General features: G+C 70.1%; 11 protein-coding genes. 6 read left to right on the forward strand and 5 right to left on the reverse strand.

The features are described from left to right. Window positions 1-196: 196 nt before the first annotated feature. Together ACIP84_RS15400 and ACIP84_RS15405 are read right to left on the reverse strand one after the other, a co-directional pair. Window positions 197-6,424 carry a DNRLRE domain-containing protein gene (locus tag ACIP84_RS15400; RefSeq protein WP_401798207.1) on the reverse strand — a complete coding sequence of 2,076 codons (6,228 nt, stop codon included), beginning with the start codon at window positions 6,422-6,424 and terminating at the stop codon, window positions 197-199. 736 nt (window positions 6,425-7,160) lie between these two features. Further along, window positions 7,161-8,066, reverse strand: coding sequence for a S41 family peptidase (locus tag ACIP84_RS15405; RefSeq protein WP_401798208.1), 906 nt, complete (start codon window positions 8,064-8,066; stop codon window positions 7,161-7,163). Window positions 8,067-8,122: 56 nt separating this feature from the next. Here ACIP84_RS15405 and ACIP84_RS15410 point away from each other — a divergent pair, with 56 nt between their 5' ends. Beyond that, the gene (locus tag ACIP84_RS15410; protein ID WP_401798209.1) at window positions 8,123-8,665 is read left to right on the forward strand and encodes an ArsR/SmtB family transcription factor; all 543 of its coding nucleotides are present in this window, start codon (window positions 8,123-8,125) and stop codon (window positions 8,663-8,665) included. Between the two features lie 66 nt (window positions 8,666-8,731). Further along, complete coding sequence (locus ACIP84_RS15415) at window positions 8,732-9,553, forward strand: hypothetical protein (RefSeq protein WP_401798210.1); 822 nt, start codon at window positions 8,732-8,734, stop codon at window positions 9,551-9,553. A 120-nt stretch (window positions 9,554-9,673) separates the two neighbouring features. Here ACIP84_RS15415 and ACIP84_RS15420 read toward each other — a convergent pair whose 3' ends face one another. The 3 genes from ACIP84_RS15420 to ACIP84_RS15430 form a co-directional block, all read right to left on the reverse strand. After that, complete coding sequence (locus ACIP84_RS15420; protein ID WP_401798211.1) at window positions 9,674-12,574, reverse strand: MDR family MFS transporter; 2,901 nt, start codon at window positions 12,572-12,574, stop codon at window positions 9,674-9,676. A gap of 569 nt (window positions 12,575-13,143) precedes the next feature. After that, window positions 13,144-13,383: a twin-arginine translocase TatA/TatE family subunit gene (locus ACIP84_RS15425; RefSeq protein ID WP_401798212.1), complete on the reverse strand. Its 240-nt coding sequence runs from the start codon at window positions 13,381-13,383 to the stop codon at window positions 13,144-13,146. A gap of 38 nt (window positions 13,384-13,421) precedes the next feature. Next, window positions 13,422-13,997, reverse strand: coding sequence for a TerD family protein (locus ACIP84_RS15430; protein WP_355964594.1), 576 nt, complete (start codon window positions 13,995-13,997; stop codon window positions 13,422-13,424). A gap of 588 nt (window positions 13,998-14,585) precedes the next feature. On the opposite strand from ACIP84_RS15430, the gene ACIP84_RS15435 reads away from it, so the two are divergent. The 4 genes from ACIP84_RS15435 to icmF all read left to right on the forward strand — a co-directional run bounded on the left by ACIP84_RS15435 (window position 14,586) and on the right by icmF (window position 21,627). Next, a complete protein-coding gene (locus ACIP84_RS15435) occupies window positions 14,586-15,905 on the forward strand; it encodes a hemolysin family protein (protein WP_355964595.1) in 1,320 nt (439 codons plus the stop codon). Then, window positions 15,902-16,921, forward strand: coding sequence for a hemolysin family protein (locus ACIP84_RS15440; protein ID WP_401798213.1), 1,020 nt, complete (start codon window positions 15,902-15,904; stop codon window positions 16,919-16,921). Before ACIP84_RS15435 ends, ACIP84_RS15440 begins: the two co-directional genes overlap by 4 nt. A 167-nt stretch (window positions 16,922-17,088) precedes the next feature. Further along, window positions 17,089-17,871, forward strand: coding sequence for a hypothetical protein (locus tag ACIP84_RS15445; RefSeq protein ID WP_401798214.1), 783 nt, complete (start codon window positions 17,089-17,091; stop codon window positions 17,869-17,871). A 525-nt stretch (window positions 17,872-18,396) separates the two neighbouring features. Then, window positions 18,397-21,627 carry a fused isobutyryl-CoA mutase/GTPase IcmF gene (gene icmF / locus ACIP84_RS15450; RefSeq protein WP_401798215.1) on the forward strand — a complete coding sequence of 1,077 codons (3,231 nt, stop codon included), beginning with the start codon at window positions 18,397-18,399 and terminating at the stop codon, window positions 21,625-21,627. Window positions 21,628-21,735 lie beyond the last annotated feature (108 nt).

Below are 21,735 nucleotides of genomic sequence, written 5' to 3' on the forward strand. Positions count from 1 at the left end.
GGAGTCTGGGGCGACAGGTCCGGAGGCGGGGAGGAGCCGGGACCGGACGACGCAGGGGTACGAAGGCGGGAACCGGCCCGGAGACGGCACCCGGGTGCCGGGGCACGCCCTCGAAAGGGCCTGCCCCGGCACCCGTCGGCCGAGCCGGCCGGGTCAGCGGGTCAGCGGACGCAAGGGTCCCATGACCGCTGGGGGGTCACTTCTTCAGGTATCCGTTGTTGTAGAGCCAGTTGCCTGCGGCGTACAGATACTGGAACAGGTAGCCGCGATTGGCGTAGTAGCGCATCCACGACCGGTTGTAACTGCTGGCCACGAAGTTGCGTGCCACACGGTTGTTGTACTGGTCCTTCTGGGAGTCCTTGCTCGTCTGCCCGTACTCGTGGGCGTCGCCGAGCCGCTTCGCGGCACGCGCGCCGAAGAAGTAGGTCAGCGCGGACATCCAGATGAAGTGCCGCAGCGCGTTGTTCCGGGACTTGCTGCCGGGGAGCTTCCACAGCAGGACACCGGACAGCATGGTGGCGAAGGCGCAGCCACCCGCTCCCAGGCTCCTGCAGGCCTTGGCCTCCTCGTACTTCTTGCGCCAGGCCGAGACACGGCCGTCCAGGTCGAACTGGTTGACCGGGTCCGCGTTGGCGTAGTCGTAGGCGTTGGCACTGCCGCCGCGGACCGGGTCGAGGGACAGGAAGCGTCCGATGGCCGGGTCGTACAGGCGGGCGCCCATGAGCTTCAGTCCGGTGACGGTCTCCGACGAACGCTGGTGTCCGCCGAGCCAGCTGTACCGGGTCGCCGACTGCCCCGCCCTGGGGTTGCCGAACTCGTCGGCGTCCAGGACTGTCGGGGCGATCGCCGTGTCGGCCGGCAGCTGCAGGGTGATGTCACCGTGCAGGTTGGCCAGCTGCAGGACCGTACCGCCGGCCTGGGCGGTGGTCGCCGCCAGGTTGCCGTCGGGGCCGACGACGTTGCGGGTGGCCGCGCCGCCGCTCGTGTTCTCCACGATCCAGCGGGGGCTGTCCCCGTCGGCGTCGTAGTGGTTCAGACGGGAGGCGGTCTGGGTCCAGGTGCCGGAGACGTTGGACTCCGTGGTCCAGGACCGTTGACGCAGACTGGAGTCCAGCGCCCAGGTCTGCCGCTCGGTGCCCGCCGTCTGCCGCTGCACCAGGTCGTTGACGTGGTAGGCCAGCGTGGTGCCCGGCTTGGCGGTGGTGCGGCCGAACGCGTCGTAGACGTAGCCCGTGCCGATCAGCCGGTCGCCGGTGTCGTACGTGGACGACGTGGTGGTGGCGCCGGTCGTGGTGCAGTCGGCGTTCACCGCGGCGGTGGCCGTGGCCAGCGTCTTGCGGTTGGAGTTCTTGTCGAAGGTGTAGGCGCGGGTGGTGCAGACCGCGTCGGTGGCGGTGTCCTGCGCCTGGGTCAGGCGGCCGGCCTTGTCGTAGGTGTACGCCTGGGAGGCGGTGACGCCCGGGGTTCCGGCGTGGGTGGCCGTCTGGCCGTGCACCGTCTCGGTGATGCTGTCGGCGATCACCACGGAGGCGTCGCTGTTGCGGGTGACCGTGCGGGCAGTGGTCGCGCCCGCGGGGTCGATGGAGTCCTTCGTGGTGTACCCGCCGGGCAGCCCCTGGGTGGACAGTTCGCCGTCCGCGTCGTAACGGGCGGTGAACGTGCCGGCCACCGAGTCCGTCATCGAGGTGAGCAGACCGCGCGGGTCGACGGCGGTGTCGTAGGTGTACGTGGTGGTCGACGGCACCGTGTCGGTGACGGTCGTCGGCCGGTCGAGCGCGTCGTACCTGGTGGTGGTGGTGCCTCCGTCGGCGTCGGTGTACGTGAGCTGACGGCCGAGCTTGTCGTAGGTCCTGCTGATGGTGCCGCCGGTCGGTGAGGTGGTGCTGACCGGCAGGCCCGTGGCGCTGTCGAAGGTCGTGGTGCTGACCGGCACGGCGGCGCCGACTCCGCCCGAGATGGTCAGAGTGGTGACCCTACCCGCCGGGTCGTAGCCGGTCGTGGTGGTGCGGGTGACCGAGTTGGCCGTCTCGATGATCTTGGTGGCCTGGCCGAACTGGCCGTACTCCAGGACCTTGGTGGGCAGTTGGGCCGGGTTGGCGCCGCCGCCGGTGATGTCGGCCGCGGGTGCGAGGCGGCAGATCTGGTCCGCCCACTCGGGCTTGCCGCCGCAGGTACCGGTGCCGTCCGCGGTGTAGTAGGTGACGAGCGTCGTGCCGGCGTCCGAGCCGCTGGACGCGGGCTGCGACTCGCGGTTCACCCGGCCCTGGGCGTCGTAGCCCGTGGTCGTGGTGATCGCCAGGCCGCCCGGGTCGACGGTGGAGCCGGTCGGCTGGCCCTTGACCCAGTCGTAGGTCGTCGTGGTGACCCGCGGGTCTGCCGTCAGGGTGGGCCAGGAGCGGGGCTGCGCGCCCACCGTGACCTTGGTGACCTGGTCACGGACGACGGCGGTGCCGTCGGTGGGGCGTCCGGTGTCGAACTCCCGGACGGTGTGCTGACGCGCCATCAGCTGAGTCCCGGCGGCGGCCAGGGTGGTGGAACCGCTGGTGAGGTTCGCGGCCAGGGTGACACGGTGCAGCGGACCGTACACGTCCGTCTCCCGCTCGCCGCTCGCGTCGAACACCGAGGCGTTCGACAGCAGCTGGGCGCGCTCGGCGGAGGCGAGTGATCCGATGCCCAGGTCCGTCAGGGCGTCCTTGAGCGGGGCCGTGGCACCGAGAGCGAGCTCGCGGTTGGCCGCGGAGAGCGTGCGGACCACGTTGCCGAACCGGTCGTACTCGGTCACCGACAGGCGGTGTCCCGGTTCGGCCTTGTTCACGGCGCGGCCGCTGGCGTCCAGGTAGTGGATACCGGCCCGGCCGTAGTCACCCGCGGCGAGCGAGGAACCGTCGTTGGACGCGGGTACCTGGTCGGACGGGAAGACGGCCGTGGCGTCGGTGGGCGTGTCCGACTGGCCCCACGAGGCCGTGGCGGCGGCGCCCAGGTTCTCCGGCGCCGCGGAGCCGGTCAGCGGCACTCCGTAGACGACGTTGGTGACGGCGGTGCCGTTGGTCTGGTCGGCGCTGCCCGGGGTGAGCGTCGCCCGGGAGACCTTGAGCAGCATGCCGGGGCCGGACGCGGGGCTGGAGCCCGCCTGGCCGTAGGTGAACGACCAGGGCAGCTGGCCCGCGGACTTGAACGAGGTGACCCGTCCGGCCGTGTCGTAGTCGTAGGCGGTCTTCAGGGCCGGGGAGATCCGGGGGTCCCAGGTCTCGCGGAGCCGGCCGTCGGCGTCGTAGGCGTAGCTTGCGACCGTGGTCGCGGTGGCTGCCGAGCCGCCCGGGGCGGTCGCCCACAGCCTGACCGAGGAGACCTGGTCCTTCACGTCGCCGAACGTCGTGGACGTCGCGGTGGTGGAGGTCGCGTAGACGAACTCCAGGACGCGGCAGCCCTTGACGGAGGAGTCGGCGGCGCAGGCGGAGTTGGACACGGCCGAGTTGCCGGCGATGATCTTCTTGGGCCGGGCGATCTTGGTCTCGCCGAGCGTGAGGGTCTCCGAGACCGTGGTGGTCGTGGAGTTGTCCACGCCCTCGATCCAGGTCGTGCCGGCCCGCCAGGTGGTGCCGCCCGCCTCGACGGGGACGAAGGTGGTGGTGCCGCCCTCGGTGCTCCTCAGGGTGAAGTCGCCGCCGAAGCCCCCGGTGAGGGTGTAGTCCTCGGAACCGGGCTCCGCGATCCAGCCGGTGCCCGCCGCGTCGGCGGTGAAGTGCATCTGGCTGTCGTCACCTGCGAGTCCGATGCTCAGCGAGGTCGGCGACGTCTTGTGCAGGTACGAGAACGGCGTGGAGATCTGATCGGCGGCCGCGCTGTACAGCCACTCCTTGCCGAAGATCGGGGCCTGCGCGTTGGCGGCTCCGGCCTGCGGGGAACGGGACGAGGCGCTGCGGGTGATGCTCATGCCGAAGAACGAGGCGTCGCCGCCGGGGAGCGTGTAGTCACCGGTCAGCAGGTTCACCGAGCCGGGGCCGACGCTCTCGCCGGCCGCGCCGTCGGCGTTGCGGTCGACCACGACGCCGACCGGGTCGGAGGAGCCGGTCGCGCCGGCGCCGCCGGTGAACTGGGCGCGGAGCTGCACGACGCCGTCGGGATCGACGGTCGAGGTGGCGTTCCAGGTGAGCTGAGGGGTCTTGCCCGCGGAGAGCGCGAGCGGCCAGGAGGCCACAGGGCTGCCGCCGGAGGTCACGTCGCCGACCGGGATGTTCGTCCAGGCGTCGGCGTCACCGCGCCGCCACTGGAACGTCACGGCGTCGAACTTCGGCGACTCGCCCTCCGCGGCCAGCGGCACCCGGGCCGCGGTGCGGGTGCCGTCGTCGGGCAGGGTGACTCCGCCGGGGCCGACGTGGAAGGTGTACGAGATCGGGTCGGACTTGTTCTCCGCCTTGTCCGTGCTGCGGACCTGGAGGACGTTGGTGCCGGCCTTCTCGGGCGTCAGAGTGATCTTCACCGGGGTGGTTCCGCTGGTCGGGACCTTCTCCCAGACCGCGCCGTCCAGGGACCACTCGATGCCGTTCTGGTCACCGGAGGGCGGGGTGACGGTGAAGTCGCCGCTCTGACCGACGCCCTTGACCCAGGCGCTGCTCGGGTAGTCGGTGGAGGTCACCGCCGTGGGCGCGGAGGGGGCACTGGTGTCGACGGTGAAGTACGCGTAGGCGGACCAGCCGGTGTTGTAGTGCAGGCCGTCGTACGGCGACGTGCGGAACTTGTACGTCTTGCCGTTGGTCAGCAGACCGGCGGGCACCGCGACCGCGGTCGGTTGCCCGGAAGCCACGAAGGGCGAGACCAGGACGTCTCCGACCTGCGTGCCGGTGGCGTTGTCGAAGATCTGGAAGGTGCCGTTGACCTTGTCGTTGTTGGGGTCGACGAAGGTGTCCTGCAGGGTCGGCGTCGCGGTGCCGGCGAACCACGTACCGCTGGAGTCCTTGAAGAACGGCGGGCCGGCCTGCTGGTCGGTGCCGGTGCGCGGCCGGTAGTTGTACGTGATGACCAGCTTCGGCGGATTCGCCGTGGCGTTGCCGGAGTTCACGCGCTTCCACTGTCCGGTGACGCTCTCGTCGGAGGCGCGCAAGCCCAGGTGGGACTTGGCGGACTTGGCGGAAGCCCACTCCTGCACCAGCGTGGTGACGTTCGCGTTGATCCAGCCGTCCGGCTGGGTGGTGCAGGAGGCGTTGCCCCGCGTCTCCGACGAGGTGGCCTTCTCCGCGATCCACGCAGGCTGGGCGGTCCACCGGGAGGAGGTCGACGCGGCCCCCGCGGACCACACCTCCCACGGCTGGGTCGGGCACGCCGAGCCGGTGTAGTTGCCGGAGTGGAAGTTCCACAGCGACAGCTTCGCGTCCGTCACCAGCGCGTCGGCGATCGGCGCGGTGTTCCACGAGATGAACGAACGCGCGGTACGGAAGGTGCCGTCGGCGTTCTTCGTACCGGGGTTGCCCAGGTCCAGCTCGACGTCGTTCGACCAGTCGACCGTCTCGCCCTGCTGCACGTAGGTGTCGAACACGTTGGACAGCGCGGACGTCGAAGGGTCGACCGTCACCGGGTACTTGGTCGTCGGATCGGCGAGGAACGTCGCGTCCGGAGTGATGACCAGGTCGATCGTGCTGCCTTTGTGGACCACCTTCATGTCGACTCTGACCCGGCGGGTGTGCTCGCCGGAGACGGGATCGACGGTGGAGTCCCACATCACGGGGGCCGGCATCACCGCGGACTTCTTGCCGTTGCGGCCGGTGAACAGCACGCTGCCGTCGGCCTGCGCCTTCGCCGTGAGCCCCTTGGCCTTGAGCGGGAGGGTGTAGGAGAACCCGTCCTCGGCCGGCTTCCTCTTGAGCTCCACGAACTGCTCGAAGCCGGTACGCGTCGCCTCGACGACCAGGTCCGCGCCCGGCACCGCGTCGGTGTACTCGGCGCGGGTCCCGTCCAGCTCGGGCTGAGGCAGACCACCCTTCCACTGCAGGGTGATGCCGTTCTCACCGTCGCCGAGGGTGACCAGGTCGACGGCCTTGGCGCCCTGCGCCGCCTCCAGCGAGCGCGCTCGGGTGCCGGACCGGCCGGAGATCCGCAGACCGCGGGGGTGGGCCTTGGGCTCGACCGCTCCCGAGGCGTCGGCGACCAGGTCCAGGTCGACCGGGCGCCAGTCGCCGCTGCTCTCGTCCTTGAAACGGATCGGGCCCGCGGTGATCTCGGTGGTCAGCGAACCGTTCGCGTTGACCCAGGTGGTCGAGGTCTCGGTGCGCTCGGACAGCGCCTCGACCCGCCGGTCCGAAAGCCGTGCGGCGACCCGGGCCGAAGGAATGTCCGCCGCCTGCGTCGCGTACTGCTTCGGCGCGGACGGCTGCCCCTGCTGATCCGCCGCCAGAGCGGTGCCGGCACCGTCAAGGAGGGTGACGGCCATGACCAGGGCGATGGAGCCGGCGACGTACCGGCTGGGCGCACCACACCAGGCCTGTTCGCGCTATCTTGGCGTGAACGAATGATTTCTCATGAAGTTTCCGATTCTGGAGACGTGAATCAACGCGCCGCATGATCAAGTCTGCGACTCAGGGGAAACTTAGCGAGCGTCAAAAGAGCAGCAAAACAACGTTAGTTGATCAATTCAGAGTTCAAACCAGGCGGCCTCCAAGTGACTTCTCTCACGTTTCAATGGGGCGCACGCCGAGAGCGAGTTGGGATGTCCTGGATTCGTCCCGCTGCCGCCCGAGGGCACGTACGGCTCGGGGATCGTGCCGCTGAGCAGGGACGACTCCGCCGCCCTCTGCTCGAACCCCTGCTGCCGGTACCTGCCTGCCGGCGGAGGCGGTCGTGGCCGGAGAAGCGGCCCTGGCGGGACGTCGTCGACGCGATCCGCCGCATCGTCGACAACAGCGGCGAATGACGAACACTGTCGGCGGACTTCCCGCCCTGGGAGACGTGCTAAGGCTCCTTTTGGTGGTGGGGCGGAAGAGGGATAAAGGCCTCTATCGGCTCACGAGGGGAACGGTCCGGGTCGGTGCCGATGCCGAAGGCGCGCAGCGGCTCGGCGACGATCTCGCCCGCCTCGTGAGGCCGTCGGGCGATGTGCGAGCCGACGGCCGTCGCGGGGGGCAGGGGAGGGGTGCCGCGCGGAGGGCGGCGAGTTGGACTCGGTGGGGTCAGTTCGCGAGTGCGGCGAGGGCCAGCGTGCGCGCCTGGTCGAGGGCGTCGGCGGCAGCGCAGGGGACGTCCGGCTGGACTCCGGTGCCTTCCCAGTTCGTGCCGGAGACGGGATTGACGGCCCGGCCCATGGGGACGGTGACTTCCAGGTGGGGGTGAACCGTCCAGCCCTTGCAGGGGTGCGCGCCGCCGCGGGTGCGTTCGCCGACGACCACGGCACGGCCGAGCTGCTGGAGGTTGTACGCCAGCTCTTCGGCGGCGGAGAACGTGCTGTCACTGGAGAGCACGTAGATCGGCTTGCTGCCGCCGAACCGGGCGCCGGGGACGTGCGGCAGGCTCCAGGACTGCTCGCTCCGATCGCCCTTGCGCCAGTGCATCGTGTTGAGGTGGGTGCGCCGGTCCAGGAGGTAGCTGCAGACGAAGGCGACGGTGTCGGGATCGCCGCCGCGGTTGGCGCGGAGGTCCACGATCAGTGCCTGGGCCCGGGAGGCCAGGGTGAGCGCTGCGGCCAGCGGTTCGGCGGCCCACTCCAACGGGAACAGCATGGGTGCCAGCTCCACCACGGCGATGCCCCCGTCGAGCAGCCGCACCAGGGGCGCGCCGCCCAGCGAGGTGTCGAAGTCCCGGCGCATGGCCTCCAGCGTGGCGGCCCCCTGCTCCGGGGACACCGGGTCGGCGTGGTGCTTCAGTCTCAAGTGCCGGTCGCCGTTGACGGACTGCAGGTCCGCGGTGACCAGGCGGGCCAGCTCCTCGGTACTGTCGACGTCGTAGGCCCCCTCGGCGAGGCGCTGTCGCAGCAGGCCGGCGACCTGCTCGGCTATCTCGGGGAACACGTACTGCTCGGTCACGAGGCGGGCCGTCTGGTCGATAACAGGGCCCGTGGGAAGCTTCGTTGAAGTCGTCATGGCAGGAAGTACAGCACCCCCTTGCGTAAGCGTCAAAGAATTTAGACACTTTCCCAATGCGTGATGAGCCTCCCTACCAGCCACCGCCCGAGGACGTCCTGGAGATCGGTGCCCCCGAGCAGTTCGCGGCACTCGCCCACCCCTTGCGCCAGCGGCTGCTCTTCGCCCTGGGCCACCGGCCCGCCACCGCCGGCCAGCTCGCGGCGCAACTCGGCGCGAAGAAGGGCAACGTCGCCCACCACCTCAAAGTCCTCCGCGAAGCCGGACTGATCCACATCGCCGAGACCCGCCAGGTCCGCGGCGGGACCGAGCAGTACTACCAGCGCGCAGCCCGCCACATGATCGTCGCCCATCCCCAAGCGGCAGGCACCGCCGCGATGCTCACCGCCGTCGCCCAGGAACTGGACCGCTCTCCCACCGACCCCCACCTGACGCTGCGCCACCTGCATCTCAGCCCCGCGAAGGCCAGGGAACTCGGCGAAACCCTCACCCGCCTCGTCGACGAAGCCGAGGAGAGCCCGGAGGACCAACCTCTGCAGGGAGTGCTGGTGACGCTCTACCAGCAGGCCCCGCCCGCCGGCACCACCAACCCCGCCTGACAGCACCGACCTCACGAGGCAGGACGGCGCCTGGGCAAGGCCGCCCCCGCCTTTACGATCGTAGCCATGTCGATCACATCGTCCATGCCCGTCCTGCAAGGACGCGACGCGACCTTCCTGCGCGCGGTGCAGGGTGGGCTGGTTCTGGAACGCCCCGGCGAGAGGCTGATGATCCCCCTCAGGGCGATCGCGCGTGTCCACGTCGACGCGCGCAGCGTGACGGTCGAGCTGAGGGCCCCTGCCGGGGCGACACCGTCCGTCCGCCGGATCGAGGATGTGAGCGCTGCCGCAGCCGCTGCCTTCACCGACGCGGTGAACGTACTGCTGTCCGACCCGGTCGAGGACCTTGACGGCGGCGTCCTCGTCGAGGTGCGCACCTTCACCGGCACGTGGCTCCAGAAGTTCCGGCGCAGGCTGGGGCGGGTCCTGCTCGGTTGCCTGGGCGGGGTCCTCGCCCTGTCCCTGACTACAGCCGTCGCGGGGGACGAACGCACCGCGGTGACCGGGGCCGCCTTCATCATGGCGTTGGGCGTCATGGCGGTCGTGGGCATCGGGATCGGCGCGGTGTGCGCGGTGCCGTGGTTCCACGAGAGTCGCCGGCACAGGCGCGGGGTGACCGTCACCGCGGTGCAGGCGGACGAACCGGGGACGTACCAGTACACGGACAGCACCGGCACCACCCGTACCTTCTCGCACCCGAGCCCCTTGCCGTCCGTCCAGGCCAGCTACGACCCGCGGGACCCATCGGACGTGTTCGTACTCCAGGGTCGTTCCACGCGGCTCCTCGACATCACCCTCGGACCCTGCTTCCTCATCGCGGGAATCGGCGGGATCGCGGTCGTGATCGGGCTGGTCGTCATGACCGTCCTGGGCAAACCGCTGTTCTAGCCGACTCGACACAACCGACGGCCTCGTCCATCTGTGGCGTGAGGTGTCTGTCGGACCACAGTCGCCTCCGGCCCGCCGGGCAACGCCCTGCCGCGCCGGGCACGAGCGTGCCGTCGCGCACTACTGCGACAGACTGAGCGCGAGGCTCTCGGTCGCATGGCCGCCCAGCGGGAACGGGATGTGACCCATCACGGGCCCGGCCACGATCGCCGCCCCGGTGACCGGCTCGAAGCCGTGCTCGGCCATGAGACGGCTCGCGACCGGATTCTGTGCCCCGGCGCCGACGACGTGCCAGAGGGTCAGGTCCGTGCCGAGCTTGGTCATGATGACGTTCTCGGCCCGGAGCAGGCGACTGATCTCCTGGACCAGATCCATCCCGCGAAGCTCCGTCGGTATGCGTGTGACGCGGCCGTTCTCCACGAGGAGCAGACCGTTCGCTCCGCTGCGTTCCGGTGTCGTCTGGGCGGGGACGGACCAGCCGGCCGGGTGTGGCGCCGATGCGTTCCCCGCGTCGCTGTGCGAGGGCCTCGCCCTCACCACCGTTCCTCCGACCAGCGCCGCGACCAGCAGGGACCCGGCCTCCAGATACTGCAGCAGGGGGTCGTCGCCCAGAAAGAGCAGTCCGGCTCGGTGCCCGGCCGCTCCCGTGAGCAGCGCGAAACCGAGCTCAGCGCCCACGTGCTGGGTCACCATGACGAGACCGGCCCGTCCGCCGGAGTCTTGAGCGGCGATGCCATCCATGACGGTCGAGTAGAGCACCGTGCCGGCCGTGCCGACACCGAGGCCGAGGCAGGTCAGGTTGACATGGGCGCTGAAGACGGAGCCACCCGTGGCCAGCTGGACCAGCGGCCCGACCGTTGCGACGAGCAGACCTGACACCAGCAGGGGACGCGGACCGACGCGAGGCATCAGTCGGGCGGCGATCAGCAGGGAACCCACGAGGAACGAGGCGGCCAGCAGAACGAAGGCCGCAACCGTGGGTACCGGTCCGAAGTTGGCGTTCAGAAAATTGTCGAGGGGCGCGAGCACGGTCGACAGGGCAAGCCCGATCATGAACAACGCCAGCGACGCGCCGAAACCGTCGCGGGTCCTGGTCGGGTAGGCCGGCAGGATCGTGCTCCGGGCCTTCGCCTGCCGCCGGGCGAAGACTGCGAGCAGGGCGATGCCGCACGCGAAGGACACGGAGGGCAGGGGAGCCCCCCACCCGGCGGCCCCCGACTCCGCGAAGCCGAAGACGAGGGCGGCGACGCCGAACGCGCTCGACAGCGCGCTGGGCACATCGAAGCCGGCGGGATCGCGGCGGCCGGCCGGGTCACGGACCAGGGTGGCAGTGCCGATGAGCGCGATGAGAGCCAGGAGGACGGTGACGTACATGGACACGCGCCACGAGGTCACAGAGGCGAGCGGCACCGCGAGGAACATGGTCATCGCGGAACCGCCGAGAGCGACCACGGAGTAGAGCCCGACGGCTCTCGTGCGCGCCCTGGGCTCGGTGAACAGGGCGGCGATCAGGCCGAGGGAGGCCGGGGCGATCAGGGCGGCGAAGACGCCCTTGAAGATCTGACACCAGATCAGCGCGCCGGGCCCGGGGGAGACCGCGCTGACCGCGGTGCTCACCGCGAATCCGGTCAAGCCGATGAGTAGCGTCGGCTTGCGGCCGAGGAGGTCCGCGAGGTGGCCGCCGACGAGCAGCAGCGCACCGAAGGCCAGGGCATAGGCGACGTAGATCCACTGCTCGGAAGTGTGGCCGAGGCCCATGTCGGCGCTGATCTCGAGCAGCAGCCGGGGCGTGGCCGTCGACAAGTCGAGCAACACAGCCAAGTGCGCGACCACGCCCATCGCAAGGCCCCACCCACGCCTGGCGTGAGGACCTCCGTCACCGCCCGCCGGACCGAAGGGCGCGGCCGCGGCCGCGGATGCGGGTCGGGCGCCGTGCAGTGGGGTCCCCGGTGGTCCGAATCCCGCCACGGGGCCGGAGTTCGCCAGGGCTGTCGGATCGTGTGGGTTCGGGACGTACGGAGCCGGCGATGAAGCCGGCGGCAGGGGGTACGAGGTCGGCTGGGGCGCAGCAGCTGAGGAGGCTGCTGCCTGGACCCTCGGGTCCGGCTGCGAGCCTCGCACCTGCGGGGTGAAGTCCAGCAGCTCGGCTGCCCGGCGACCCAGCTGGGCCAGTACCGAGCCGGGCAGCCACTCCTCGGCCCGGTCCGTAGCGGTGTGCTCGATCACCTGGGCCGGTGTGGGCCGCTGCGCCGGGTCCTTGTTCAGGCACGCGCGCACGAGAGGGACGAGTGAGTCGGGTACGCCGGTGAGGTCAGCCTCCTCCTCGGCGATCCGGAACAGATGCGCGTTCAGCCCGGTGTCCGTGGCACCGAAGAGAAGGCGCCCGGTGGCGGCGTAGACGAGGACCGCGCCCAGGCAGAAGATGTCATTGGCCGGAGTGAGTTCGTGCCCCCGTACCTGCTCAGGAGACATGAAGCCGGGGGAGCCGATCAGCATGCCGGTGCGGGTGAGCAGACTGTCCCCACCGATGCTGTCGAGTGCGCGGGCGATCCCGAAGTCGATGACCCGAGGCCCGTCGACGGTCACCAGCACGTTGGAGGGCTTCAGGTCGCGGTGGATCAGGCCCGCCTCGTGCACCGTCTGCAGAGCGAGGGCGAGACGATGGGCAAGGGTGTGAACCGAGTACTCGGGCAGGGGGCCGAACTCCTTGCCGACCACGGTGGTCAGGTCGGGGCCGGGTATGTACTGGGTCGCAACCCACGGCACGGCCGCCTCGGTGTCTGCGTCCAGAACGGCAGCCGTCCAGTCGCCGCCCACCCGCCTGGCCGCGGCGACCTCGCGAGTGAACCGCCTGCGGAATTCGGGATGCTGGGCGTGATCGGCCTGCACGACCTTCACCGCGACCGTACGGCCGAGATCGGACCGGCCCAGGTAGACCAGGCCCATCCCGCCCTCGCCGAGTCGGGCTATCAGACGGTAGGGGCCGATGTGCGTCGGGTCCTGCTCTGTCAGCTGTTCCATGATGAAAGGGGTCAGCCCTTCATGCGGGGGCTCGGTCGGCGGCCGAACCCCCTGCTGAGGGGGGCGTGCCCTGCAGGGGGGATCTGCGTCGACCTCGCACCGGAGGCGGAACCGCTGATGGATCTGCGGTACTGCGGGACGCGCGCGGACTCCCCGTCGTACGCGACCGTGTGGCCGCCCGGAGCCGGCACCGGCGCGGTCGGTCGCTCGGTGCGGATGTGCGTGATCTCGTCCCTGACCATGTGGCCATTCCCCCGTCGATAGGATGAGGAGATCCAAAGTAGAGCAACTACCCTTGGCCTCGCGCCGGGTTGCTGGAAAGACCGAGGAACCGTCGGGGTTCGCTCAGCTCCGCCTCCGGTTCACGACGAGGAGGACGACTGCTTCGGTCTGTGGATGATCCACGACGGCCGACTTGTGGACGTCTCTCCGCCGCGCACCCGCGGGGTGTTCTGGCCGAGAGCTCGATGTCCGTCTCAAGCACTGGCGCGGCCCGGCCACCCGCCACGAAACACGCCCGGCCGCGCCCTCGCCGGCACCCTCACGCCAGGTGGTCACCGGGCCCTACTTCACCGGCGACCTTCTCGCTGGTCGTCGTGCTCGGCGGGCGGCTCCTGGGGCGGGCGGCTCTCGGTTGCCTGATATGTGGCCTGTGGGTACGAGCCACCGCCGGCCTTCATCGCCCTGGACTCGCTCTTGAGGATGCGGGCCGCCTTGCCCGCGCTACGGGCGAGGTCGGGCAGTCTCCTGGCTCCGAGGAGCAGAATGACGACGATCAGGATGATCGCTGTCTCACTGATTCCGAACACTGACTTCCGTTCTCTGCAGAGCTGACGCGCTCGGTGCGTCAGACGTTGACGCCGAAGTCGGCCGCGATGCCGGCGAGTCCGGAGGCGTAGCCCTGGCCCACGGCCCGGAACTTCCACTCGGCGCCGTGGCGGTAGAGCTCCCCGAAGATCATCGCGGTCTCGGTGGCGGCGTCCTCGGAGAGGTCGTAGCGGGCGAGTTCGGCGCCGCCGGCCTGGTTGACCACGCGTATGAAAGCGTTGCGGACCTGGCCGAAGCTCTGGCCGCGGTTCTCGGCGTCGTGGATGGACACCGGGAAGCTGATCTTCGTGATGTCGGCGGGCACGGCGGCCAGGTCGACCTTGATGGCCTCGTCGTCGCCGTCGCCCTCGCCGGTGAGGTTGTCGCCGGTGTGCTCGACCGAACCGTCCGGACTGGTCAGGTTGTTGTAGAAGACGAAGTGACGGTCGGAGACGACCTTCCCCGTGTCGTTCAGGAGCAGGGCGCTCGCGTCGAGGTCGTAGTCGGTCCCGGTGGTCGTACGGACGTCCCAGCCCAGGCCGACCAGGACGGCTGTCAGCCCTGGCGCCTCCTTGGTCAGCGAGACGTTGCCACCCTTGGAGAGGCTTACACCCATGTCGTCTTCCTTCGGGGCTTGTAGCGTGCTGGAGCCCGTAATTCTACAGTGATGTAGAGCGAGTGGGAAAGGGTGAATCACGCTGCCGCCGTGATGCGACGGCAGCGCCCTCCAACACCACGGAAACGGGGCCGGGCTGGTGGCGGCCGTGGCGATTCCACTCCGCCTCGTGGCGCCTCACGAGGCCTGCCTGTCATTCCTTTACAGTGGTGTAGAAGCGTGGGTGTTCGCATGAGCACCCATGCGACCGAGGACGAGAAGGAGTGAGCGAGCCGCAGTGGGTGAGCCTCCCCGTGCCAGCCGTGCACCCGCCTGCCCGGACGAGCCGAGCCGGGGCTCCGGGGTGGCACGGTGACCGAAGTGCCACTGCTGCTCATAGCCTTGGCCCTGACGTCTGCCCGTCCGGTGTGCGTGGCGGCCGAGTTCCCCCTGACCGCTGTCGAGCGCGGTGAGCTGGAGCGTGCCGAACCCCGCCGCGTCACCGCAGACACTCGGCTCCGATCACTCCCGATCACCGCCCCGCCCACGAAGGAGCACCTTCTTGTCCGCCAGATCGACGCACCCCTACCTGCGGGGGTGCGGTAGCCGATGAACGCCGCTCTCGGCCTGCTGGCCGTCCTCCTGCTGACCGCCGGCACCGGCTACTTCGTCGCCCAGGAGTTCGCCTACGTCGCTGCCGACCGGCTCGCGCTCGCCCGCGAAGCCGAGGCGGGCGACAAGCGGGCGGCCCGCGCACTGACGGTCCTCGAACGGCTCTCGTTCATGCTCTCCGGCGCCCAGCTCGGCATCACCGTCACCGGTCTGGTCGTCGGCTTCCTGGCCGAGCCGTCCGTCTCGGCGCTCCTCAAGCCCGCGCTGGAGGGGACAGGACTGTCCGACGGCGCAGTCTCCGCGATCTCCGTCATCCTCGCCTTCGTCCTGGCCACCGTCCTGCAGATGGTCCTCGGTGAGCTCGCGCCGAAGAACCTGGCCCTCGCCGTACCCGAGCGGCTCGCGAAGTCGCTGGCCGCCTCCACCCTCGTCTATCTGCAGATCGTCGGACCGGTCGTCCGCGTCTTCGACGGCGCCGCCAACAGGCTGCTGCGCAAGGTCGGCATCGAGCCGGTCGAGGAACTGCACCACGGCGCGACACTGGAGGAGCTCAGCCACCTCATCGGCGAGTCGCACGAACAGGGGGAGCTGCCGCCCGCCACCGCCGAGCTGCTCGACCACGCACTGGAGTTCTCCGAGCGGACCATGGACGAGGTCATGGTGCCGCGCGCCGACGCCGTCTTCGTACGCAAGGACGCCACCCTCACCGAGGCCGTGGAACTGATCGCCACGTACGGCCACTCGAACTACCCGGTCCTCGGCGATCACCCCGACGACATCGCGGGAGTCCTGGGCGTGAACGAGCTGATGCGTCTGCCCGCGACCGCGTTCGACACGACCACCGCGGGCGAGGCCGCGCGCCGGCCGCTCCTGCTGCCCGACACGCTCCGGCTGCCGCAGGCGGTGGCACAGATGCGGGAGCGCGACGACGAGTTCGCCGTCGTCCTGGACGAGCACGGGGGCGTCGGGGGCGTCGTCACCTACGAGGACATCGCCGAAGAGCTCGTCGGCGACATCGCCGACGAGAGCGACAAGGTCGTGGCCCTGGCGGTGCCCGACGGCAAGGGCTGGCGCGTGGACGCGGGCCGACGCCTCGACGAGATCGAGGAGGCCACCGGCATCGCCCTGCCCGAGGAGGACGACTACGACACGGTCGCCGGGCTCGTCATCGACCGGCTCGGTCGCTTTCCGACCATCGGGGACCGGCTCACGGTGGACGACGTCCGGATCGAGGTCCTCAGCCTCGACCGCCACGTCCCCGAGCGTGTCCGCATCGAGAAGACCGGCGTCGAGCAGGCCGAGGAGGCCCAGGCGTGAGTTTCCCCACGGCCGTCTTCATCACCGTTCTGCTGCTGATCGGCAGCGGATTCTTCGTCGCCGCCGAGTTCGCCCTCGTCGCCGCCAAGCGCCACCGCATCGAGAAGGCCGTCGATGACGGGCAGCGCGGCGCCAAGGCAGCGCTCGCCGGCATGCGCGAGCTGTCCCTCATGCTGGCCGGCGCGCAGCTCGGCATCACCATCTGCACTCTCGGCCTCGGCTCCATCTCCAAGCCGGCCATCTCCCACGAACTCGACCCCCTGCTGGTCAAGCTCGGCCTGCCCGCAGCTCTCAGCTACGGCATCGCCTTCGCCGTCGCCATGATCCTTGTGGTGTTCCTGCACATGGTCCTCGGGGAGATGGCCCCCAAGTCCTGGGCCATCGCCCACCCCGAGCGCTCCGCGATGCTGCTCACCCCGCCGTTCCGCGCGGTGGTCAAGACCGTCCGTCCGCTGATCTGGGTACTCAACAAGGTCAGCAACGCGCTCGTCCGCATGTGCCGCGTCCAGCCCCGCGACGAACTGACCGCAGTGCACAACCGCGAGCAGCTCACTCACCTCGTCAAGGAGTCCGAGCGCCTCGGCCTGATCAACAAGGCGGACTCGCAGTTGATCACCAGGTCCCTGACGGAGCCTCAGACCCCGGTGGCGCTGCTGCAGACCCCGGCCGCGGACATCGTCACCGTCCCGGCCGACGCCGATCTGGACACGCTCCTGGCCCAGGCGTCCCAGGCCGACCGCGCACGCCTCCTGGTCCGCGACGGCGACACTGTCCTCGGCTCGGTCCACGCCCGCGACGCACTGGTCGCCCGGACCCGCGGCAGAGCCCTCACCGCCCGCGACCTCGCCCGACCCGTCCCCGAACTGTCCACCCTCACGACCGTGTCCCACGCCGTCGAGCAACTGCGACAGCGTCGCGCATCCCTCGCCCTCGTACGGAACGAGCACGGCGAACTTACGGGGCTCGTCAGCCTCGACGACCTCCTCGTGCGGATCACGGGACCGCACACAGACTGACGATGCGCTGTCGGGTCGGCCTCTGCGACGTCACCCGGCGGCGGATCGGCCAGGCGCAGAACCGGGCCACGGCGAGGGCGAGACCGGTGCGGAGTCCGGTCTCTGTATGCCGCTGGCCCCGACGCGGGCACGCTAGGCTGCCGATCTTCGGGGGACGGGGGCTTGGCATGTGGCAGCGGGGCATACGGACGGTCGTGCTCGGCGCGACCATGGTGATCCTGGCCGGCTGCGGTTCCGAGACCGTCGATACCGGGGAGGAGGCGACAGGCGCGAGCACAGCCTGGACGCTCGCCGCTCCCCTCCGCATCGACGGCGTCCGTACATCCGACGGAGGGCGTTCTCTGGCGGTCGACGCCGAAGTGCCCGACGGTGCAGGCGACTGCGTGCGCAGCCTGCGCGGTGAACTCGACACCGTCGAGCACGGCACGGTGTACGTGAGGGTCACGTACGAGACCCGTTCTCTGGACCGGGCCTCCGGCTGCACCGGGACGCAGCGGGTCGAAGCGACGGTGAAGCTGGGCGAGCCTCTGGGCGCGCGCAGGGTCATGGTGAACAGCCGGGACGTGTACACCCCCGCCGGTGCCGCCCCGCCGGCGCTGCGGCACTGCGGTGAGAACGGCTGTGACCCCACGCCTCCGCGTTGCACCCCGTCCTCGTACCGGCAGGCGATCAACGATACGGACATCCCCGAGCACACGAGTGGGGAGGAGCGCGGCTGCGACGACGCGTGGCTGGTGCTGGACCTGTCGACCCGGACGGGGCCGGTGTGCGGCGACCCCGGCGACGGCTGCTCCTCGGGTGTCTCCCAGCGCTGGTTCTACCGGGCCGAGACCTCGGGCTGGCGGCCGGTCACCACGAACGGCGACGCGGGGTGCGCGGGCGTCCACAAACTGCTGCCGGAGTTGCCCGAACGCCTCTGCGCGTCGCTGCCCCGGCTCGACCGCGGATGAGAAACACGCGGCCGTCGGCACGCAGGGGTGCGGGACGTCGCTGCGCCGAGAGGTTCCGAGACCGACCGCGCCTGCCGCGGCGGCGCAGAACAGGCACGGTGAGCGAGTGTGCCCCGTGGCTGGTGGACGGCCGAAGGTCCGCCGCCGCGCTGCCGGCCGCTGTCATCTGGTGAGGCTGCGACCCGGACCGTGAGGCGCTGACCTCGGCCGTCGGGCCGCAGTGCGCGCGCCGGGCTGCGGTGCGCGCGCCGGCTGCCCGGGAGCGACCTCGTCGGCCTGCGACGGTACGTCGCCGAGGTGCGGGCGTTCCAGGGGTCTGAGCTGCTTGTCGTGGGCGAGCCCTTCGCCGGTGTGGGCGGGCACGGTGGGTGACAGGGGGCCCTGTCCGGATCGCGGGACTGCTTCGGCTTCCGATCATCCGCCCCCGGATGTGCTCCCCGCCACACGATGTCACCCCCCGTGATTTACTAGGACGTCCTAGTATCTCTCCAGGTACGAGCTCCATCGCAGGCTCCGGAGGGCCCCATGACCGATCTGCACCGTCCCGAAAACCCCGTACGTCTCGTCACCGCTTCCGCGCTGTTCGACGGCCACGACGCCTCGATCAACATCATGCGGAGGATCTTCCAGTCGCAGGGCGTCGAGGTGATCCACCTCGGGCACAACCGATCGGTCAAGGAAGTCGTCGACGCGGCCCTGGAGGAGGACGCCCACGGCGTGGCGGTCTCGTCCTACCAGGGCGGGCACGTGGAGTACTTCGAGTACCTCGTGGAGTCGCTGCGCGCCCAGGGCGCGGATCACGTCCGAGTCGTCGGCGGTGGCGGGGGAGTGATCGTCCCCGAGGAGATCTCCCGGCTGCGGGGGAGCGGGGTCACCATCTTCTCCCCCGAGGACGGGCAGCGGCTGGGCCTCGCAGGGATGGTCAACTCGGTCGTCGCGGAATGCGACTTCGACCTGTGGGACACCAAGCCCGCGGACGTCGGCGCCGTACTCGCGGGCGACCGCTTCGCCATCGCCCGCGCCATCACCGGCGCCGAGCTCGGCAAGCTCCCGACCGCCTTCCTCCAGGAGCTACGGACCGCCTCGGCGGCCCGGACCGTACCGGTCCTCGGTATCACCGGCACGGGCGGCTCGGGCAAGTCCTCCCTCACCGACGAGCTGGTGCGCCGGATCCGCGTCGACCAGGAGGACAAGCTGCGCATCGCGGTGATCGCCGTCGACCCCACCCGCCGCCGCGGCGGCGGCGCGCTCCTCGGCGACCGCATCCGCATGAACTCCCTCGACGGAACCCAGGTCTACTTCCGAAGCCTGGCCACCCGCGGCAGCCGCGAAGTGCCCCAGCACCTGTCGGACGTGATCGACGTCGTGAAGGCCGCAGGCTTCGACCTGGTCATCGTCGAGACCCCCGGCATCGGCCAGGGCGACGCGGCGATCGTGCCGTTCGTCGACACGTCCTTGTACGTGATGACGCCCGAGTTCGGAGCCGCATCCCAGCTGGAGAAGATCGACATGCTCGACTTCGCCGACGTCGTGGCCATCAACAAGTTCGAGCGGCGCGGCGCCCGCGACGCCATGCGCGACGTCGCTCGCCAGCTCGTCCGCAACCGCGAGGCGTTCACCAAGCGGCCCGAGGACATGCCCGTGTACGGCACCTCCGCGGCCACCTTCAACGACGACGGCGTCACCGCTCTCTACCAGCACCTGAAGACCCTGCTGGCCGGCGAGGGCCTGGACCTGACCTCCGGAACCCTGCCGACCGTCGACGTCAGGCACTCCTCGGGCATCCGCCAGGTCGTGCCCTCGGACCGGGTGCGCTACCTCGCCGAGATCACCGAGACCGTCCGCGCGTACCACTCCGAGACCCTCGCCCTGGCCGAGGCCGCCCGCCGGGTCCAGCGCCTGGCCGCCGTCCGGGAGGAGCTCGTCGGAGCCGGCCTCGACGACACCGACGTGCACTCCCTGCTCACCGGCGCCCGCAAGCAGCTCCCGCACGACGTCATGGAACAGATCGAGGGATGGCCCGCCCTCGTCGCCTCGTACGCACAGGACGAGCTGGTCGTGAAGGTACGCGACCGGGAGATCCGCACGCGGCTCGTACGCGAGTCCCTCTCCGGCAACAAGATCCCCCGCGTCGCCCTGCCCCGCTACGCCGACCACGGCGAACTGGTGCGGTTCTGGCGGGCGGAGAACCTCCCCGGGCACTTCCCCTTCACCGCAGGAGTCTTCCCCTTCAAGCGGGACGGGGAGGACCCCGCCCGCATGTTCGCCGGCGAGGGAGACCCGTTCCGGACCAACCGCCGCTTCCAGCTGCTCTCCGAAGGCCAGCCCGCCACCCGCCTGTCCACGGCCTTCGACTCCGTCACCCTCTACGGCCGCGACCCCGACGAGCGCCCCGACATCTACGGCAAGGTCGGCACCTCCGGAGTCTCGGTCGCCACGCTCGACGACATGAAGGCCCTCTTCGACGGCTTCGACCTGGTCGCGCCCACGACATCGGTCTCCATGACCATCAACGGTCCCGCGCCCACCATCCTGGCGTTCTTCCTCAACACGGCCATCGACCAGCAGCTCGAAGCCTTCCGCACCGCCGAGGGCCGCGAACCCTCCGGAGACGAGGCCGCCGAGCTGCGCGCCAAGGCCCTCGCCAACGTGCGCGGCACCGTGCAGGCGGACATCCTCAAGGAGGACCAGGGACAGAACACCTGCCTGTTCTCGACCGAGTTCTCCCTGCGGATGATGGCGGACGTGCAGGAATGGTTCATCCAGAACCAGGTCCGCAACTTCTACTCGGTGTCCATCTCCGGCTACCACATCGCCGAAGCCGGCGCGAACCCCATCAGCCAGCTGGCCTTCACACTCGCCAACGGCTTCACGTACGTCGAGGCGTACCTCGCCCGCGGCATGGACATCGACGACTTCGCCCCGAACCTCTCCTTCTTCTTCTCCAACGGCATGGACCCCGAGTACTCCGTACTCGGCCGCGTGGCCCGCCGCATCTGGGCCATCGCCATGAAGGAGAAGTACGGCGCCAACGAACGCTCCCAGAAGCTGAAGTACCACGTCCAGACCTCGGGCCGCTCGCTGCACGCCCAGGAGATGGACTTCAACGACATCCGCACCACGCTGCAGGCACTCATCGCCATCTACGACAACTGCAACAGCCTCCACACCAACGCCTACGACGAGGCCGTCACCACCCCCACGGAGGAGTCCGTCCGCCGGGCCCTGGCCATCCAGCTCATCATCAACCGCGAGTGGGGCCTGGCGATGAACGAGAACCCCCTCCAGGGGTCCTACATCATCGACGAGCTCACCGACCTGGTCGAGCAGGCCGTCCTCACCGAGTTCGAGCGGATCAGCGAGCGCGGCGGCGTCCTCGGCGCCATGGAGACCGGCTACCAGCGCGGCCGCATCCAGGACGAGTCGATGCTCTACGAACAGCGCAAGCACGACGGCACCCTGCCGCTCATCGGCGTCAACACCTTCCGCAACCCGCATGCCGACGACGCGGAACCCGTCGCCATCGTGCTGGCCCGGGCCACGGAGGAGGAGAAGCAGTCGCAGCTGGACCGCGTGCACGGCTACCAGTCCGCCCACCAGGAGCCCGCGCACGAGGCCTTGGCCGCTCTCAAGAGCGCCGCGATGGAGGGACGCAACGTCTTCGCCGTACTCATGGAAGCCGCCCGCGTCTGCTCACTGCAGCAGGTCACCGACGCCTTCTTCGAGGTCGGGGGCCAGTACCGGCGCAACGTCTGATCTCGCGGGCCGGCCCACCGACCCGCGCGACACGAGGCGGAACCACGACGGGGGCACCCTGCGGACACAGACTGCGGTCGGAGACCGGGTCCGTGCCGCGGGGGCGCC

This window comes from Streptomyces sp. NPDC088707 (genome assembly GCF_044752725.1).
Lineage (GTDB): Bacteria > Actinomycetota > Actinomycetes > Streptomycetales > Streptomycetaceae > Streptomyces.